This window comes from Pseudomonas sp. ML2-2023-3, assembly GCF_037055275.1.
Classification (GTDB): domain Bacteria; phylum Pseudomonadota; class Gammaproteobacteria; order Pseudomonadales; family Pseudomonadaceae; genus Aquipseudomonas.
This window is the reverse complement of sequence record NZ_CP146343.1, coordinates 3,260,442-3,275,941: the sequence shown is the minus strand read 5'-3', so window position 1 is coordinate 3,275,941 and position 15,500 is coordinate 3,260,442. Positions and strand designations below refer to the sequence as shown.

15 protein-coding genes are annotated in these 15,500 nt (G+C 58.7%); 12 read left to right on the top strand and 3 right to left on the bottom strand.

What is annotated here, in order from left to right; all coding sequences use genetic code 11:
* Positions 1–6: 6 nt before the first annotated feature.
* Positions 7–570: an alkyl hydroperoxide reductase subunit C gene (ahpC, locus tag V6P94_RS15000; RefSeq protein ID WP_016780891.1), complete on the bottom strand. Its 564-nt coding sequence runs from the start codon at positions 568–570 to the stop codon at positions 7–9.
* A 192-nt stretch (positions 571–762) separates the two neighbouring features.
* Positions 763–1,701, bottom strand: coding sequence for a site-specific integrase (locus tag V6P94_RS14995; RefSeq protein ID WP_133079212.1), 939 nt, complete (start codon positions 1,699–1,701; stop codon positions 763–765).
* A 178-nt stretch (positions 1,702–1,879) separates the two neighbouring features.
* On the opposite strand from V6P94_RS14995, the gene V6P94_RS14990 reads away from it, so the two are divergent.
* On the top strand, positions 1,880–2,890 hold the full coding sequence (locus V6P94_RS14990) for a DNA-binding protein (RefSeq protein ID WP_133079213.1): 1,011 nt from the start codon (positions 1,880–1,882) through the stop codon (positions 2,888–2,890).
* Between the two features lie 27 nt (positions 2,891–2,917).
* On the opposite strand, the gene V6P94_RS14985 is transcribed toward V6P94_RS14990, so the two are convergent.
* Positions 2,918–3,112: a hypothetical protein gene (locus tag V6P94_RS14985; protein ID WP_133079214.1), complete on the bottom strand. Its 195-nt coding sequence runs from the start codon at positions 3,110–3,112 to the stop codon at positions 2,918–2,920.
* 45 nt (positions 3,113–3,157) lie between these two features.
* Between V6P94_RS14985 and efeU the strand changes: the two genes are divergently transcribed.
* From efeU to V6P94_RS14930, 11 genes are all read left to right on the top strand, one after another.
* Complete coding sequence (gene efeU / locus V6P94_RS14980) at positions 3,158–4,000, top strand: iron uptake transporter permease EfeU (protein WP_133079215.1); 843 nt, start codon at positions 3,158–3,160, stop codon at positions 3,998–4,000.
* Between the two features lie 8 nt (positions 4,001–4,008).
* A complete protein-coding gene (efeO, locus tag V6P94_RS14975) occupies positions 4,009–5,223 on the top strand; it encodes an iron uptake system protein EfeO (protein ID WP_133079216.1) in 1,215 nt (404 codons plus the stop codon).
* On the top strand, positions 5,220–6,539 hold the full coding sequence (gene efeB / locus V6P94_RS14970) for an iron uptake transporter deferrochelatase/peroxidase subunit (protein WP_133079217.1): 1,320 nt from the start codon (positions 5,220–5,222) through the stop codon (positions 6,537–6,539). Before efeO (V6P94_RS14975) ends, efeB begins: the two co-directional genes overlap by 4 nt.
* A 25-nt stretch (positions 6,540–6,564) precedes the next feature.
* Positions 6,565–7,389, top strand: coding sequence for an iron uptake system protein EfeO (gene efeO / locus V6P94_RS14965; RefSeq protein WP_338647356.1), 825 nt, complete (start codon positions 6,565–6,567; stop codon positions 7,387–7,389).
* A 476-nt stretch (positions 7,390–7,865) separates the two neighbouring features.
* Positions 7,866–8,879, top strand: coding sequence for an undecaprenyl-phosphate 4-deoxy-4-formamido-L-arabinose transferase (gene arnC / locus V6P94_RS14960; RefSeq protein WP_133079219.1), 1,014 nt, complete (start codon positions 7,866–7,868; stop codon positions 8,877–8,879).
* Positions 8,876–10,867 (top strand): bifunctional UDP-4-amino-4-deoxy-L-arabinose formyltransferase/UDP-glucuronic acid oxidase ArnA, encoded by a 1,992-nt coding sequence (gene arnA, locus V6P94_RS14955; protein ID WP_133079220.1) that lies wholly within the window; start codon positions 8,876–8,878, stop codon positions 10,865–10,867. Before arnC ends, arnA begins: the two co-directional genes overlap by 4 nt.
* Complete coding sequence (gene arnD / locus V6P94_RS14950) at positions 10,867–11,751, top strand: 4-deoxy-4-formamido-L-arabinose-phosphoundecaprenol deformylase (protein WP_326397925.1); 885 nt, start codon at positions 10,867–10,869, stop codon at positions 11,749–11,751. The genes arnA and arnD overlap by 1 nt, the downstream gene beginning before the upstream one ends.
* Positions 11,748–13,397, top strand: a complete 1,650-nt coding sequence (gene arnT, locus V6P94_RS14945) for a lipid IV(A) 4-amino-4-deoxy-L-arabinosyltransferase (RefSeq protein WP_133079222.1) — start codon at positions 11,748–11,750, stop codon at positions 13,395–13,397. The genes arnD and arnT overlap by 4 nt, the downstream gene beginning before the upstream one ends.
* The gene (gene arnE, locus V6P94_RS14940; RefSeq protein ID WP_133079223.1) at positions 13,394–13,738 is read left to right on the top strand and encodes a 4-amino-4-deoxy-L-arabinose-phosphoundecaprenol flippase subunit ArnE; all 345 of its coding nucleotides are present in this window, start codon (positions 13,394–13,396) and stop codon (positions 13,736–13,738) included. The genes arnT and arnE overlap by 4 nt, the downstream gene beginning before the upstream one ends.
* Positions 13,735–14,133, top strand: a complete 399-nt coding sequence (arnF, locus tag V6P94_RS14935; RefSeq protein ID WP_133079224.1) for a 4-amino-4-deoxy-L-arabinose-phosphoundecaprenol flippase subunit ArnF — start codon at positions 13,735–13,737, stop codon at positions 14,131–14,133. Before arnE ends, arnF begins: the two co-directional genes overlap by 4 nt.
* Positions 14,130–15,494, top strand: coding sequence for a UDP-glucose/GDP-mannose dehydrogenase family protein (locus tag V6P94_RS14930; protein ID WP_133079225.1), 1,365 nt, complete (start codon positions 14,130–14,132; stop codon positions 15,492–15,494). Before arnF ends, V6P94_RS14930 begins: the two co-directional genes overlap by 4 nt.
* Positions 15,495–15,500 lie beyond the last annotated feature (6 nt).

Genomic DNA, 15,500 nt, shown 5'->3' with positions numbered 1-15,500 from the left:
ACAGACTTAGATCTTGCCGACCAGGTCAAGGGATGGAGCCAAGGTGGACTCACCTTCTTTCCATTTGGCCGGGCACACTTCGCCTGGGTGAGCTGCGACGTACTGAGCAGCCTTGATTTTGCGCAGCAGCTCGGAGGCATCACGACCAACGCCGCCGTCGTTCAGCTCAACGATCTTGATCTGACCTTCCGGGTTGATCACGAAAGTACCGCGGTCAGCCAGGCCAGCTTCTTCGATCAGCACGTCGAAGTTGCGGGAGATGGTCAGCGTAGGATCGCCGATCATGGTGTACTGGATTTTGCCGATGGCTGGCGAAGTGTTGTGCCAGGCAGCATGGGCAAAGTGGGTGTCAGTCGACACGCTGTAGATTTCCACGCCGAGTTTCTTGAACTCTTCATAGTTGTCAGCCAGGTCTTCCAGTTCGGTTGGGCAAACGAAGGTGAAGTCGGCTGGGTAGAAGAACACGACAGACCACTTGCCTTTCAGGTCAGCGTCCGACACTTCCACGAAGCTGCCGTTTTTGTAGGCAGTTGCTTTGAACGGTTTTACTTGGCTGTTGATGATAGGCATCGTTGACTCTCCGTCAGGGTTGAAAAGTTGATGAGGTGAATCCTAACAACACATTTCGCATCTGGCTCATTGGCAAAGCTGATGCTGCCGATTGGTTTTAGCTATCAAGTGACGCTATAGATAGAAGAAAGCTAATACCCCAAGTCCCTATTCAACTATGGGCCATCGGGTCGGCTTTCAAGTTGACCTCAATCAGTTGCCAACAGGCTTTTCAGCGGTGAGGCTCATCCCGGTAAACGGGCTCGCTTCAACATAGCGCATGGCTGACTTGACGTCCTTCCAGCCGACGTAATTCATCAGCGACTTCAAATCCCAACCACTTTGATGGGCCCATGTTGCAAAACCGCGACGCAACGAGTGACTGGTGTATTGCTCGGCAGCAATGCCGGCTCGCTCCAGCGCCTGGCGCAGAAGCGGGATCACGCTGTTGGCGTGCAACCCCTCCTCGCCCAGGTTGCCCCAGCGGTCGATCCCGCGGAACACCGGTCCACGCACCAGCGCTGCCGTATTGAGCCACTCGATATAGGCCCGCACCGGACACAGTCGCTGTAGCGCCGGGGTCTGGAACGTTTTACCCAGATTGTCGCGGTCGCTCTTGCTGCGGGGCAGATACAGCGTAATGCCCGCGCCCGGGACCGCCTGTACGTGCTCGACCTGCAAACGGCATAGCTCATCGCTGCGAAACCCGCGCCAGAACCCCAGCAGAATCAGGGCAGCATCACGCCTGGCCCGCAACAGCCCTGGCTGATCCGCGCTGGCTTGCGCTGCCTGCGCTTCGCCTTCGAGCCAGTCGACCACCTGCTCCAGATGCTGCAACTGCAGCGGTTCGGCCTGCTTCTCCTGTGCCGGATGCAATGCACGGATGCCCTTGAACACCTTGCGCACGACCGGGGCCTTGGTCGGATCGGCAAACCCCTGACTGTTGTGCCATTGCGCAATCGCCGACAGACGCAGCTTCAAGGTGTTGATAGACAGCTGTCCGGCGTGGGCCACCAGATAGCGCGCCACGCTGTCGCTGGTGGCCGGAAGGAAACCGCCCCAGGTCACTTCGAAATGCTCGATGGCAGCCCGATAGCTACGGCGGGTGTTGTCGCGGGTCGCGGCGTTTAAGTAGCGATCCAGCTCGCTCATGGGCAGTTCTCTTGATTGGCGTACTGAAAACGAGCCCAAAACGCTGTTTAAAGGCTCTAGCACGGGATAATACCAGTATATCCCGTGTCTTAAATCGTAAATAAAGACAAAATTTAATCGTTAATATAGTATGTAATTACATGATACATACCACAGTACAAAATCGTAGGAGAAAGCCATGGCCCGTGGCGGCGTAAACAAAGCGGTAGTCCAAATTGCACGCACGGCGATCCTGGCCCGCGGCGAACACCCGAGCATTGATGCTGTACGTATCGAGATGGGTAATACCGGATCGAAAACCACGATCCATCGCTATCTGAAAGAGCTGGACGAGGTCGACTCACGTCGCGGAGCACCTCAGGAACAGATCGGTGACGAACTGACCGAGCTGGTAGCCCGCCTCGCCCAGCGCCTGCAGGAGCAGGCGCAAGAGCCGATCGACCGCGCCCAGGCCCATTACGAACAGCTGAAAATCGAGTTGCGCGAGCAACTGAGCGAGGCGCAAGACGCCCAGGCACAGCTTGAGCAACGCTTTGAGATACAAGGCACGGCACTGAGCCAGGAAAGCGCCAACCTCGAAGCTATCCGCTCCATGCTGCAAACCGAACAAACCCGTAACGCCGCCCTGAATCAGGCGTGCAGTGACTTTGAGCTGCGCCTTACGGACCGTGACGAACAAATCCGCTCACTGGAAGAAAAGCACCTGCACGCCCGCGACGCCCTTGAGCACTACCGCAGTGCCGTCAAGGAACAACGGGAGCAGGATCAGCGTCGCCATGAGGGCCAATTGCAGCAGGTACAAATGGAACTGCGCCAGGCCCAACAGAGCGCGCTGGTACGTCAGGATGAAATCACCCAGCTGCATCGTGACAACGAGCGCGTATTGAGCGAGAGCCGCGCCCTGAACAAAGAACTGAACCAGGCCAATGACCAGCAGCACAAGCTGAGCAACCTCAACGGGCAATTGACGGGTCAACTGAGCCAGCTGCAAAACGAATGCACCCTGCTCCAGGAGCGCTTGCGGGTGGCCACCCAGGAAAGCGAAGGCTTGAAGCAGGCGCATAGCCAGTCACAAGAAGTCACAGCCGCTCTGACACTCAGAGCAATGACTGCCGAGACGGCACTTGAAACCATGAAAGCGCATATCGAGCAATCAGAACCAAAAGTCGACGAGGCGAAAAAGCCATGATGCTGCTGATGAGCCGGCTCTGCTGAATCACCGCATCGATACCATCGCGAGCAACCCCGCCCCCACAGCTTTGCGCTCCTTGTGGGAGCGGGCTTGCTCGCGATACAGGCGACCGGATTGGTCTGAAGCAATGCATTGAGGCCATTGCCCCCGATGCAGCTTTCCGTTCAGCGAATGTTCAGCAAATGCAATCGATTCTTGTTTGGTAATACGTATCAGCATGTTACAAATTAGCTCCCTAACTAATTAGTGACGCGGGCTTTTCCCATGCTGGTTCCATTTCTGATCATGCTGCGCGAAGGGATTGAGGCCGCACTTATCGTCGGCATCATTGCCAGTTACCTCAAGCAAACAGGCCGCGGGCAGTGGATGCCCGCCGTGTGGATCGGCGTCTTCCTGGCAGCGGCTCTGTCGCTGCTGGTGGGCGGTGGCCTGGAGCTCATGAGTGCCGAATTCCCGCAGAAGCAACAGGAATTGTTCGAAGGCATCGTGGGCCTGATTGCGGTCGGCATTCTCAGTTCGATGGTGTTCTGGATGCGCAAAGTGGCGCGTTCCATCAAGCACTCCCTGCACACGTCACTTGATCAGGCGCTGGCCGGCTCTAAGCATCAAGTCACCGCACTGATCGCCATGGTGTTCTTTGCCGTCGCCCGCGAAGGGCTTGAAACCGTGTTTTTTCTGCTCGCCGTATTCCAGCAAAGCGAAGGCCCTGCCGCACCGCTGGGCGCCCTGCTTGGCCTGGTCCTGGCCATCGGCATCGGTTTTGCCATTTACAGCGGCAGCATGCGTCTGAACCTGGGCCTGTTCTTCCGCTGGACCGGCCTGTTTATCCTGGTAGTTGCCGCGGGCATCCTGGCCAACTCGGTGCAAGCACTGCATGAAGCCGGGCTATGGAATCACTTGCAGGGCATCGTGTTCGATGTCAGCACTCGCCTGCCGATGGATGGCCCCCTTGGCTCGGTACTGGCGGGTATGTTCGGCTATCAGGATGCGCCAACCGTCAGCGTATTGGGCGCCTATGTGATTTATCTGGCAGTGACGTTAGCGATGTTCTTTCGCCCGCCTGCGCCTGCAAACGCTGCACACACCTCCTCCGCAACACACCCATAAGGTCAAGCATGCCTACCCCTGCAAGCGGTACACCCCCTCGCGCACTGCGCTGGGCGGTGGCCGGCTCGGTGATCGTGATGATCGCGGCCGGCGGATTGTTCTACTACGCCTCGCAACTGGCTGCGGCCAAGCGCAGCGCTCATAACAACGAAGTCACGGTCACCATTCACCCCCACAGTTGCGAACCCAATGCGCTGACCGTACCGGCAGGCTTCAATAGCTTTCGTATTGTCAACGCCTCAGAGCGGGCGGTTGAATGGGAGATCCTCGACGGCGTACTGGTCGTCGAGGAGCGTGAGAATATTGCCCCCGGCCTCAGCCAGGTGATTAACGCGACCCTGGCTCCGGGGGATTACGCCATTACCTGCGGCCTGCTCAGCAATCCCCGTGGCTCACTGCACGTGACGCCCACTGCCGCGTCCGAGGCCAGCGCCAATGCGCAACCTTCAATGGTGGCCTTTATTGGCCCCCTGTCGGAGTTCCGGGTTTACCTGAGCCGCCAGGGCAGCGCGCTGATCAAGACCGTCGACGCGCTGTCCCTGGCCATTGCGGCCGGCGATCTCGAGCAGGCGCAAGCCTTGTACATACCTGCCCGCGAGGCTTATCAGCGCCTGGCCCCGGCAGCCCAGCGGCTGGCAGAACTGGATAACGCCATCAATGCCCGCGCCGACTATTTCGAAAAACGCGAGCAAGACCCGGGTTTCACCGGTTTCCATCGCCTGGAATACGGCCTGTTCGATCAGCGCAGCACCCAGGGCCTCACGCCGATAGCCCAACAACTGCAAACCGATGCCGTGCAGCTCAAGCAACAGCTATTGGCCCAATCGCTGCCGCCCGAACAGTTGGTCAGCATTGCTGCGCGCACCCTCCACACTCTGGCGGACACCCGCGCCAACAGCGGCGAGGAGGAACGCTACAGCCACATCGACCTCAACGGTTTTGCCGCCAACCTTGAAGCTGCACGCAAGGTGGTTGACCTGCTGCGTCCGCTACTGAGTAAAAAAGATGCCGATTTGCAGCACAGCATCGACATTGCCAGCGCTTCGCTTGAAGCACAGCTCAGTGGCCTCAGCACACCCCGGGGCTACCGCAGCTACGACACGGTCAGTGCCGAACAACGCCAACAGATCAGCAACAAGGCCAAGGTTCTGGCCGACGCACTCGATGGAATCGATCCCGCCCTCGGCCTTAGCGGCCTGTCATTGCAGACGAGACGCACATGAGCGATTCAGAACACACTTCGAACTCTTTTAACCAGCAGCGCCGCCGCATCCTGATGGGCATGGGGGTCGCCGGTGCCGCCCTGGCCGGTGGTGCCCTCAGCTGTCCGGCCCTGGCTGCGGGCCACGCGGCTGATGCACAGGTCACTCAGGCCCCCAGCAGCGACAGAACCCTGGATCATCACGGGTTCCATGGCCAGCATCAAAATGGCATCGTCACTCCCCGCCCGGCTGCTGGCATGCTGGTCGCCTTCGATGTGCTGGCCACTGACCGGCAAGATCTTGAGCGCCTGTTCCGCACCCTGAATGAGCGCATTGCCTTCCTGATGAAGGGCGGCGCCGTGCCCCAGGTCGACCCCAAGCTGCCACCTGTGGACTCCGGCATTCTTGGCCCCGTTGTGACCCCGGACAACTTGACCGTCACCGTATCGGTTGGCGAGTCCCTGTTTGATGAGCGTTTCGGCCTGAGCCAGGTCAAGCCCAAACGCTTGAGCCGCATGCAAGGGTTCCCCAACGATGCATTGGAGCCCGGGCAGTGCCACGGCGACTTGAGCCTGCAGTTTTGCGCCAATACAGCCGACACCAATATTCACGCCCTGCGTGACATCGTGAAAAACCTCCCCGACCTGCTTCTGGTGCGCTGGAAGCAAGAAGGCACCGTTCCACCCCAAGCGCCCGCCAAGCCCGGCGTACCGGCTCAAAGTGCGCGCAACTTCCTGGGCTTTCGCGACGGTTCGGCCAACCCCGACTCCAACGACAACACGACCATGAACCGGATTGTCTGGGTCCAGCCCGACAGCGACGAACCCCGGTGGGCGGTCAACGGCAGCTATCAGGCGGTGCGCATCATCCGCAACTTCGTCGAGCGCTGGGACCGAACCCCACTGCAAGAACAGGAAAGCATCTTCGGTCGCAGCAAGGCCAGTGGCGCCCCTCTGGACGGCACCCGCGAAAGCGACGTCCCTGATTACAGCCAGGACCCGCACGGCAAAGTCACCCGGATGGACGCCCATATCCGCCTGGCCAACCCGCGCACCGCGCAAACGCGCAACAGCCTGATCCTGCGCCGGCCATTCAACTATTCCAATGGCGTCAACAAGAACGGCCAGCTCGACATGGGCCTGCTCTTTATCTGCTACCAGCGCGACCTGGAGCAGGGCTTTATCGCCGTGCAAACCCGCCTGAACGGTGAGCCCCTGGAGGAATACCTCAAGCCTGTTGGCGGCGGCTATTTCTTTACCCTGCCGGGCGTGCGCGACGATCAGGATTTCATTGGCCGCTCGCTGCTCGAAGCCGCTACACCGCTTGCCCGCACCTGAACCTCAACCCATCGGAAAAAGTCCCATGAAGAAGACGCCGCTCGCACTGCTCCTGGCCCTGGGGTTGCTTCACACCCCGCTCTCGGCACTGGCCGCAACCGCGCCGCTGGATCTGGTGCAACCTGTTTCGGACTACAAAATCTACGTCACCGAGCAACTGGATGAACTGGCCAGCAACACGCAAGCATTCACGGATGCGGTCAAAAAGGGGGACCTAGCCACGGCCAAAAAACTCTATGCACCGACCCGCGTGTATTACGAGTCCATTGAACCGATTGCCGAGCTGTTCAGCGACCTCGACGCTTCGATCGATTCCCGGGTAGACGATCACGAAAAAGGCGTTAAAGCGCCTGATTTCACGGGCTTCCATCGCATCGAGTACAGCCTGTTCTCCGAAAACAGCACCCAGGGCCTCGACCAATTGGCTGATGGCCTCAACAAGGACGTAAAAGACCTGCAAAGCCGTGTGGCGGGGTTGACCTTCCCGCCGGTGAAGGTCGTTGGCGGCGCAGCGGCCCTGATGGAAGAAGTGGCCGCCACCAAGATTTCCGGCGAGGAAGATCGCTACAGCCACACCGACCTGTATGACTTCCAGGGCAACGTGGACGGCGCGAAAAAGATAGTCGACTTGTTCCGTGCACACATCGCGCAGAACGACAAAGCGTTTGCCGCCAAAGTCGATAAAAACTTCGCTACGGTAAACACCATCCTGACCAAGTACAAAACCGCCGACGGTGGTTTCGAAACCTACGACAAGGTCAAGGACAACGATCGCAAAGCGCTGGTGGGGCCTGTCAATACACTGGCCGAAGACTTGTCGACCCTGCGGGGTAAACTGGGCCTGAACTAAAAGGCCATTATTGAGCGCCAACCGGTGTGACGCACGTCACACGCCCGCAGGTTGGCGCTCAGACGTTTATGGGTTTAAACGAGGGGCAGAATCGTTACTGCAAGTGGGCGCTGTTCAATTTCGTACAGTTGCTGATATAAACCACTGCACGCAAAAAACGTAACTACACGCTAAAAATGGAGGCTTCAAGCGTGTAACGCCATTCCTGAATAGCACCTGTCTAGTGATTCAAAACATGCCCTGTTGATCTAACTTTCATAGGTTTTTCACAATTGTGCGTTTAACGTATGCACTTCCTAGAACAGAAAAGATCCGATAGTTTGTAAGCGAAATCATGTAGATAACGCAGTTCAACAACTTTACCTTTGCCAGTATTGAGCTTTACTCGTAGTGGGCGCCGGTTTTTGAAGTGCGCCTGAGTGAGGCCGACTTAGACATGTCGTCTTGTGCCATTGAAACTGACTGGAACGAATATTTTGAAACCCTACCCAATCCAGTGTGTGTCGATCGTCATCCCGGTCTACAACGAAGAAGAGAGCCTGCCCGAGCTGTTGCGCCGTACTGAAGCAGCCTGCGCGCAGTTGACACAGGCCTATGAAATCGTCCTGGTCGATGACGGGAGTCGGGACAATTCGGCGCAAATCCTGCAAGACGCTGCCGAGCGTGAAGGCAGCCCAGTCGTTGCCGTGATCCTCAACCGCAACTACGGGCAACATGCCGCCATCATGGCCGGCTTTGAGCATTCCAAAGGCGATGTGGTGATCACCCTCGACGCCGACCTGCAAAACCCGCCGGAAGAAATCCCCCGCCTGGTCGCGCAGGCAGCACTGGGTTACGACGTGGTCGGCACTGTGCGCAACAACCGTCAGGACTCCGCCTGGCGCCGCTGGCCTTCACGTGTGATCAACCTCGCCGTGCAACGCTCCACCGGGGTTGCCATGAGCGATTACGGCTGCATGCTGCGCGCCTATCGCCGCTCCATCGTCGACGCGATGCTGGCTTGCTGCGAACGCAGCACCTTTATTCCCATTCTGGCCAACAGCTTCGCCCGCCATACCACCGAAGTGCTGGTCGAGCACGCCGAGCGCGAACACGGCGACTCCAAGTACAGCCCGATGCGCCTGATCAACCTGATGTTCGACCTGATCACCTGCATGACCACAACACCTTTGCGCCTGCTGAGCATTATCGGCTTCAGCATGGCGGTACTGGGCGTCCTGTTCGCCATCGCCCTGGTCATGCTGCGTCTGATCTTCGGCGCATCCTGGGCTGGCCACGGTACTTTCGTGCTGTTCGCGGTGCTGTTTGTATTCACCGGCGGACAATTTATCGGCATGGGCCTATTGGGTGAATACCTGGGCCGCATGTACAGCGATGTTAGGGCTCGACCACGGTTTTTCATTGAAAAAATCGTTCGCGCCGAGCCGGCAACTTCTTCCGTTTCAACTTGCAACCCGACTTCTTCTACTTCGACACAGGTCCAATCATGAGTTTGAAAGCCGTTGTTTTCGCCTATCACGATATTGGCTGCACAGGCATTGAAGCCTTGCTCAATGCAGGTTACGAAATTGCTGCTGTGTTTACCCATGCTGACGACCCCAAGGAAAATAACTTTTACGGCTCGGTTGCCCAACTGTGTGCCCGTAAAGGCATCCCGGTTCACGCGCCGGAAGACGCCAACCACCCACTGTGGATCGAGCGCATCCGCAAGCTGAACGCCGATTACATCTTCTCGTTCTACTATCGCCACCTGCTGGGCGAAGAACTGCTGGCCAGCGTCAGCAAAGGTGCTTTCAACCTGCATGGCTCGTTGCTGCCGCGCTACCGTGGTCGCGCACCGGCCAACTGGGTGCTGGTCAACGGCGAAACCGAAACCGGCGTCACCCTGCACCGCATGGTCAAGCGTGCTGATGCGGGCGATATCCTGGCCCAGCAACGCATCAGCATCGAGCGTTCGGATACCGCACTGAGCCTGCACGCCAAGCTGCGTGAAACCGCCGCCCAACTGCTGGCCGAAGCCTTGCCGCTGCTGCCACAGGGCAAGCTCACCGAAACCCCGCAAGACGAATCCAAAGCCACTTATTTTGGTCGCCGCACCCCGGCTGACGGCTTGCTGCAATGGACTCGCCCGGCTGAAGAGCTGTTCAACCTGGTGCGTGCCGTTACCCAGCCTTACCCGGGCGCCTTCTGCGCCGTGGGCGAGCACAAACTGATTGTCTGGGGCGCCGAAGTGGTAGCCGGCAACCAGGGCCATGCACCTGGCCAGGTCATCAGCTGCGAACCGCTGCGCATTGCCTGCGGCCAGGACTCGCTGGTCATCACTGCCGGTCAGCGCAACGACAACGGCCTGTACCTGAGCGGCCCGCAACTGGCCCGTGAACTGGGCCTGGTCGAAGGTTCGCGCCTGCGTGGTGCTGAGTCCGGTCGCCCGGCACGCCGTACCCGCGTCCTGATCCTGGGCGTAAACGGTTTTATCGGTAACCACCTGTCCGAGCGTCTGCTGCAAGACGATCGTTATGAAGTGTATGGCCTGGACATTGGCTCCGACGCCATCGACCGCCTGCGCAGCCACCCTAACTTCCACTTCGTGGAAGGCGACATCAGCATCCACACCGAGTGGATCGAATACCACATCAAGAAGTGCGACGTGGTCCTGCCGCTGGTGGCCATCGCCACGCCAATCGAATACACCCGCAACCCGTTGCGCGTATTCGAACTGGACTTCGAGGAAAACCTCAAGCTGGTGCGCTACTGCGTCAAGTACAACAAGCGCGTGATCTTCCCGTCCACGTCCGAAGTGTATGGCATGTGCCAGGACAAGAACTTCGACGAAGACACCTCCAACCTGATTGTTGGCCCGATCAACAAGCAGCGCTGGATCTACTCGGTGTCCAAACAGTTGCTGGACCGCGTGATCTGGGCCTACGGCACCAAAGGCCTGAAGTTCACCCTGTTCCGTCCGTTCAACTGGATGGGCCCGCGCCTTGACCGTCTGGACTCGGCACGTGTTGGCAGCTCGCGCGCCATCACCCAACTAATCCTGCACCTGGTGGAAGGTACCCCGATCCGCCTGGTTGACGGTGGCGAACAAAAACGCTGCTTCACTGACGTTGCCGACGGTATCGAGGCCCTGGCCCGCATCATCGACAACAAGGGTGGCAAGTGCGACGGCCAGATCATCAACATCGGCAACCCGGACAACGAAGCCAGCATTCGTCAGCTGGGCGAAGAGTTGCTGCGTCAGTTCGAAGCCCACCCATTGCGTGCCAACTTCCCTCCGTTTGCAGGTTTCCGCGACGTTGAAAGCCAGTCTTTCTACGGCACTGGCTATCAGGACGTCAGCCATCGCAAGCCAAGTGTTGAAAACGCCCGTCGTCTTATCGACTGGACGCCGACCACCGAGCTGAGTGAAACCATTGGCAAGACCCTGGACTTCTTCCTGCGTGAAGCCATGGTAGAAATCGCGGAAAAACGCTGATGCAAGCTGGACTGCGTATCGATGTCGACACGTACCGTGGAACCCGTGAGGGGGTTCCACAGTTACTCGAACTGCTCGATGAAGCCCAGATCAAGGCCACGTTTTTTTTCAGCGTGGGGCCGGACAACATGGGCCGCCATTTATGGCGGCTGATCAAGCCCCAGTTTTTCTGGAAAATGATGCGCTCCAAGGCTGCCAGCCTGTATGGCTGGGATATTTTGCTGGCCGGCACCGCCTGGCCAGGCAAACCTATCGGCAAGGATCTGGGGCACTTGATGCGCCAGACCCTGGCCGCTGGCCATGAGGTCGGCCTGCACGCCTGGGATCACCACGGCTGGCAAGCCAACACCGCGCGCTGGAGCGAGGCACAACTGATCGAGCAGATCCGCCGTGGTGTCGAGACCCTGAGCGACATCACCGGACAGGCCGTCGAGTGTTCGGCAGCCGCAGGGTGGCGTGCCGATGAACGCGTAGTCCAGGCCAAGGAAACCTTTGGTTTTCGTTACAACAGTGATTGCCGCGGGCACAGTCTGTTTCGGCCACGATTGGCTGACGGCAGACTGGGCGCGCCGCAAATCCCTGTGGATTTACCGACGTTCGATGAAGTGGTCGGGCCGCACCTGAGTGCCGCCGACTTCAACTCATACATTCTTGATCGCTTCAGCCCGCAAAAGCTGAATGCATACACCATCCATGCTGAAGTAGAAGGGATTCTTATGGCAAACGACTTCCGTCAATTGCTGGCGCAGGCCCGTGCCCGCGATATTCATTTCCAGCCCCTGCGGGACTTGCTTCCGATCGACATTGACAGTCTGCCTGCCGGGCAACTCAGCCGCGGCGTGCTTGAAGGCCGTGAAGGCTGGCTGGGAGTACAGAAGCCATGACCCAGCGCTGGACGATACCCCTGCTGGTACTGGCCTTTATTGCGTTTTACCTGTTGCCACTGGGCACCCACGGCCTGTGGATTCCCGATGAAACGCGCTACGCACAAATCGGCCAGCAAATCCTGATCGACGGTAACTGGATCACTCCCCACTTCATGGATTTGCGCTACTTCGAGAAGCCGATTGCCGGCTACTGGATGATCGCTATCGGCCAGGCCATTTTTGGCGAGAACCTGTTTGGCGTGCGCATTGCCTCGGCCATCGCCACCGGCCTGAGCGTGTTCCTGGCCTATGCCGTGGCTCGCCGCCTGTGGAACGACCCGCGCAAGAGCTTCGCCTGCGCCCTGGTGTACATGACGTTTGGCTTGATCGCAGGCCAGGCGGGTTATTCAAACCTCGATCCGCAGTTCACGCTTTGGGTCAACCTGAGCCTGGTGGCCTTGTGGTTTGCCGTCGACAGCAGCACTACCCGTGATCGTCTGATCAGCTGGGCCGTGCTGGGCTTTGCCTGTGGCATGGGCTTCATGACCAAAGGCTTTTTGGCCCTGCTGCTGCCGGTGCTGATCGCCCTGCCCTACATGGTCTGGCAAAAGCGTTTTCTGGAACTGGTCAAATATGGCCTGGTGGCCATGCTGGTCGCAGCCTTGGTTTCACTGCCGTGGATCCTTGCGGTTCACGCCCAGGAGCCCGATTACTGGAATTTTTTCTTCTGGCACGAGCACATTCGCCGCTTTGCAGGTGAAGATGCCCAGCACGGTCGTCCATGGTGGTTCTATCTGCCGCTGATGGTGGTCGCCAGCCTGCCCTGGGTAGCCCTGCTGCCTGCAACCTTCAAGGATGCCTGGCAGAACAAGCGTCATGCCAGCGTGGTGTTCCTGCTGATGTGGCTGCTGTTGCCGCTGGCCCTGTTCAGCCTGAGCAAAGGCAAGCTGCCGACTTACATCATGCCGTGCATGTTGCCGCTGGCCCTGCTGCTGGGCCACGCGCTGATTGCCCGTGTCGAGCAGGCCAAAACCGGAGCCATCCGCTTGAACGGCCTGCTCAATCTGGTGGTGGGCGGCGTGGCATTGCTGGCCCTGATCTATTTCCAGCTCAAAAAACCGTTTTATGACAATGAACCGCAGCACATGGCGTTGTTGGTGCTCGTGCTGCTGACCTGGATCGTTACCGGCCTGCTCACGTTGTCCAAACCGTTGAAAATGTGGGCCGCCCCTGCCGTGGCAATGGGTGTTCTGGTTCTCGCGCTGCCTGCGGCCATGCCGACCAGCGTGATTCACAACAAAATGCCCGACCAGTTCGTCCTTGAACACATGGACGAGTTGTCCCAGGCCAAGTCCTTGCTCAGCAACGACCTGGGTGCGGCATCTGCCTTGTCGTGGCGCCTTCGGCGCCCGGACGTGACGCTCTACAACACCCAGGGCGAAGTCAAATACGGCCTGACCTATGACGATGCCAAAGGCAAGAGCATCGGCCTGGCCGATATTGGCCAATGGATGGCTGACGCCCGTCGCCAAGGCCCGGTGGGCGTAGTCATGCGAGTCAAGGACAGCGATGAAAGCGATGAAATGGATCACTTGCCCAAAGATGCCAAGCGCTATGACGAAGGCAACATGGTCATTCTGATTTTCCCGCAGATCGCTCCATGACCCTGGCACTGCTGCTATTGGCGTGCCTGTTGACCTGCGCCGGCCAGATCGCCCAGAAGTATGCGGTCGAAGGCTGGCGCGGGATTGAATCCGGGGTGGCGCAAAAACTGCGCTCCCCCTGGCTGTGGCTGGCCTTGCTGTGCCTTGGCCTGGGTTTGCTGGTGTGGTTGCTGGTGTTGCAACGGCTTGAGGTCGGGATTGCTTACCCGATGCTCAGCCTCAACTTTGTGCTGATCACCCTGGTGGCCCGCTACCTGTTTAAAGAATCCATCGACCGGCGTCATTGGCTGGGGGTGGGGCTGGTGATTGCCGGCGTCATTTTGCTGGGACAACAAGCATGAACCTGCGCCGTGGATTTGCCTTTGCCTCGGGGAGTGTATTGCTGGTCAGCACTGCCCAATTGGGCATGCGCTGGAGCATGACCCGCTTGCCGCAGCCGGCTCAATGGGTGGATGCAATCAGTCAGGGCGATGTATCGCTCCCGGCGTTGGCGGTGGTGTTTGCCGCGATCATGGCGTATGCGCTGTCGATGCTCTGCTGGCTGCTGGCCCTGCGCGACTTGCCGCTGGGTCGCGCGTATTCGCTGTTGAGCGTCAGTTACGCCTTGGTGTACCTGCTCGCTGCAAGCCTGCCGATTTTCGATGAACACTTCACTTTGTCAAAAACCCTGGGTGTGACACTGGTCATCCTTGGGGTGCTTACGATCAACTCTCGACGTACCAGGAACTGCGCATGAAAATCAGTGTATTTGGTAGTGGCTATGTAGGCCTGGTGCAGGCGACGGTCCTGGCTGAAGTCGGCCACGACGTGATCTGCATGGACATTGACCAGAAAAAGGTCGAGCTGCTGCAGCAAGGTCACGTCAGCATTTTCGAACCCGGGCTTTCGAGCCTGGTGCGTGAAAATATTGAAAGCAAACGCCTGCGCTTTACCAGCGATGAAAAACTCGCCGTGGAGCACGGTCAGGTACTGTTTATCGCCGTGGGCACGCCCCCGAGCGAAGACGGTTCGGCTGACCTGGGCCAGGTGTTTTCAGTCGGTGATGCGGTTGCCCGCCACCGTGAAGAGCCGCTGATCCTGGTCGAAAAATCCACCGTACCCGTCGGCACCGGTGACGCACTGACCGCCCATATCAACAAGGCCCTGAGCCTGACCGGGCGCACACTGCAATTTGACGTGGTGTCCAACCCGGAGTTTCTCAAGGAAGGCTCGGCAGTTACCGATTGCCGTCGCCCGGATCGCATCATCATTGGCTGCGCCCGCGAAGAAGTCCGCGAGGTCATGCGTGACCTCTACGCACCGTTCAACCGTAACCATGACCGCATCATTTTCATGGACCTGCGCAGCGCCGAACTGACCAAGTACGCCGCCAACTGCATGCTTGCGACCAAGATCAGCTTCATCAACCAGATTGCAGAACTGGCCGAGCACCTGGGCGCCGACATCGAAGCCGTGCGCCTGGGCATCGGTGCCGATACCCGTATCGGCTACCACTTTATCTATCCGGGCTGCGGCTACGGCGGTTCGTGCTTCCCCAAAGACATGCGCGCGCTGATCCACAGTGCCCAGCAGGTCAATTGCTCAAGCGATCTGTTGCAAGCGGTTGAAGCCATCAACGAACGCCAGAAGCACAAGCTGTTCGATCGCATCAATGCGTTCTTCAAGGGCGATCTCAAAGGCAAGACCTTTGCCCTGTGGGGTCTTGCGTTCAAACCCAATACAGACGACATGCGCGACGCGCCGAGCCGGGTATTGATGGAAGCCTTGTGGGCAGCCGGAGCCAATGTACGGGCCTTCGACCCCGAAGCCATGCAGGAAACCCAGCGTCTTTACGCCAATGAAGAACGCCTGAGCCTGATGGGTACGCCGGAATCCACCCTAAGCGGCGCCGACGCGCTGATCGTGTGTACCGAGTGGCAACAATTCAAGGCTCCGGATTTTGAGCTGATCAAGCAGCGCCTGAACACCCCGGTGATATTTGACGGGCGCAACCTGTACGACGGCGAGCGTCTGGCCAAGACCGGCTTGCAGTACTTCCCGATGGGACGGGGTGAATCGTGCAACTTGCCGGTTTCCCACGGTTCAACAGCCATTTGATGATGT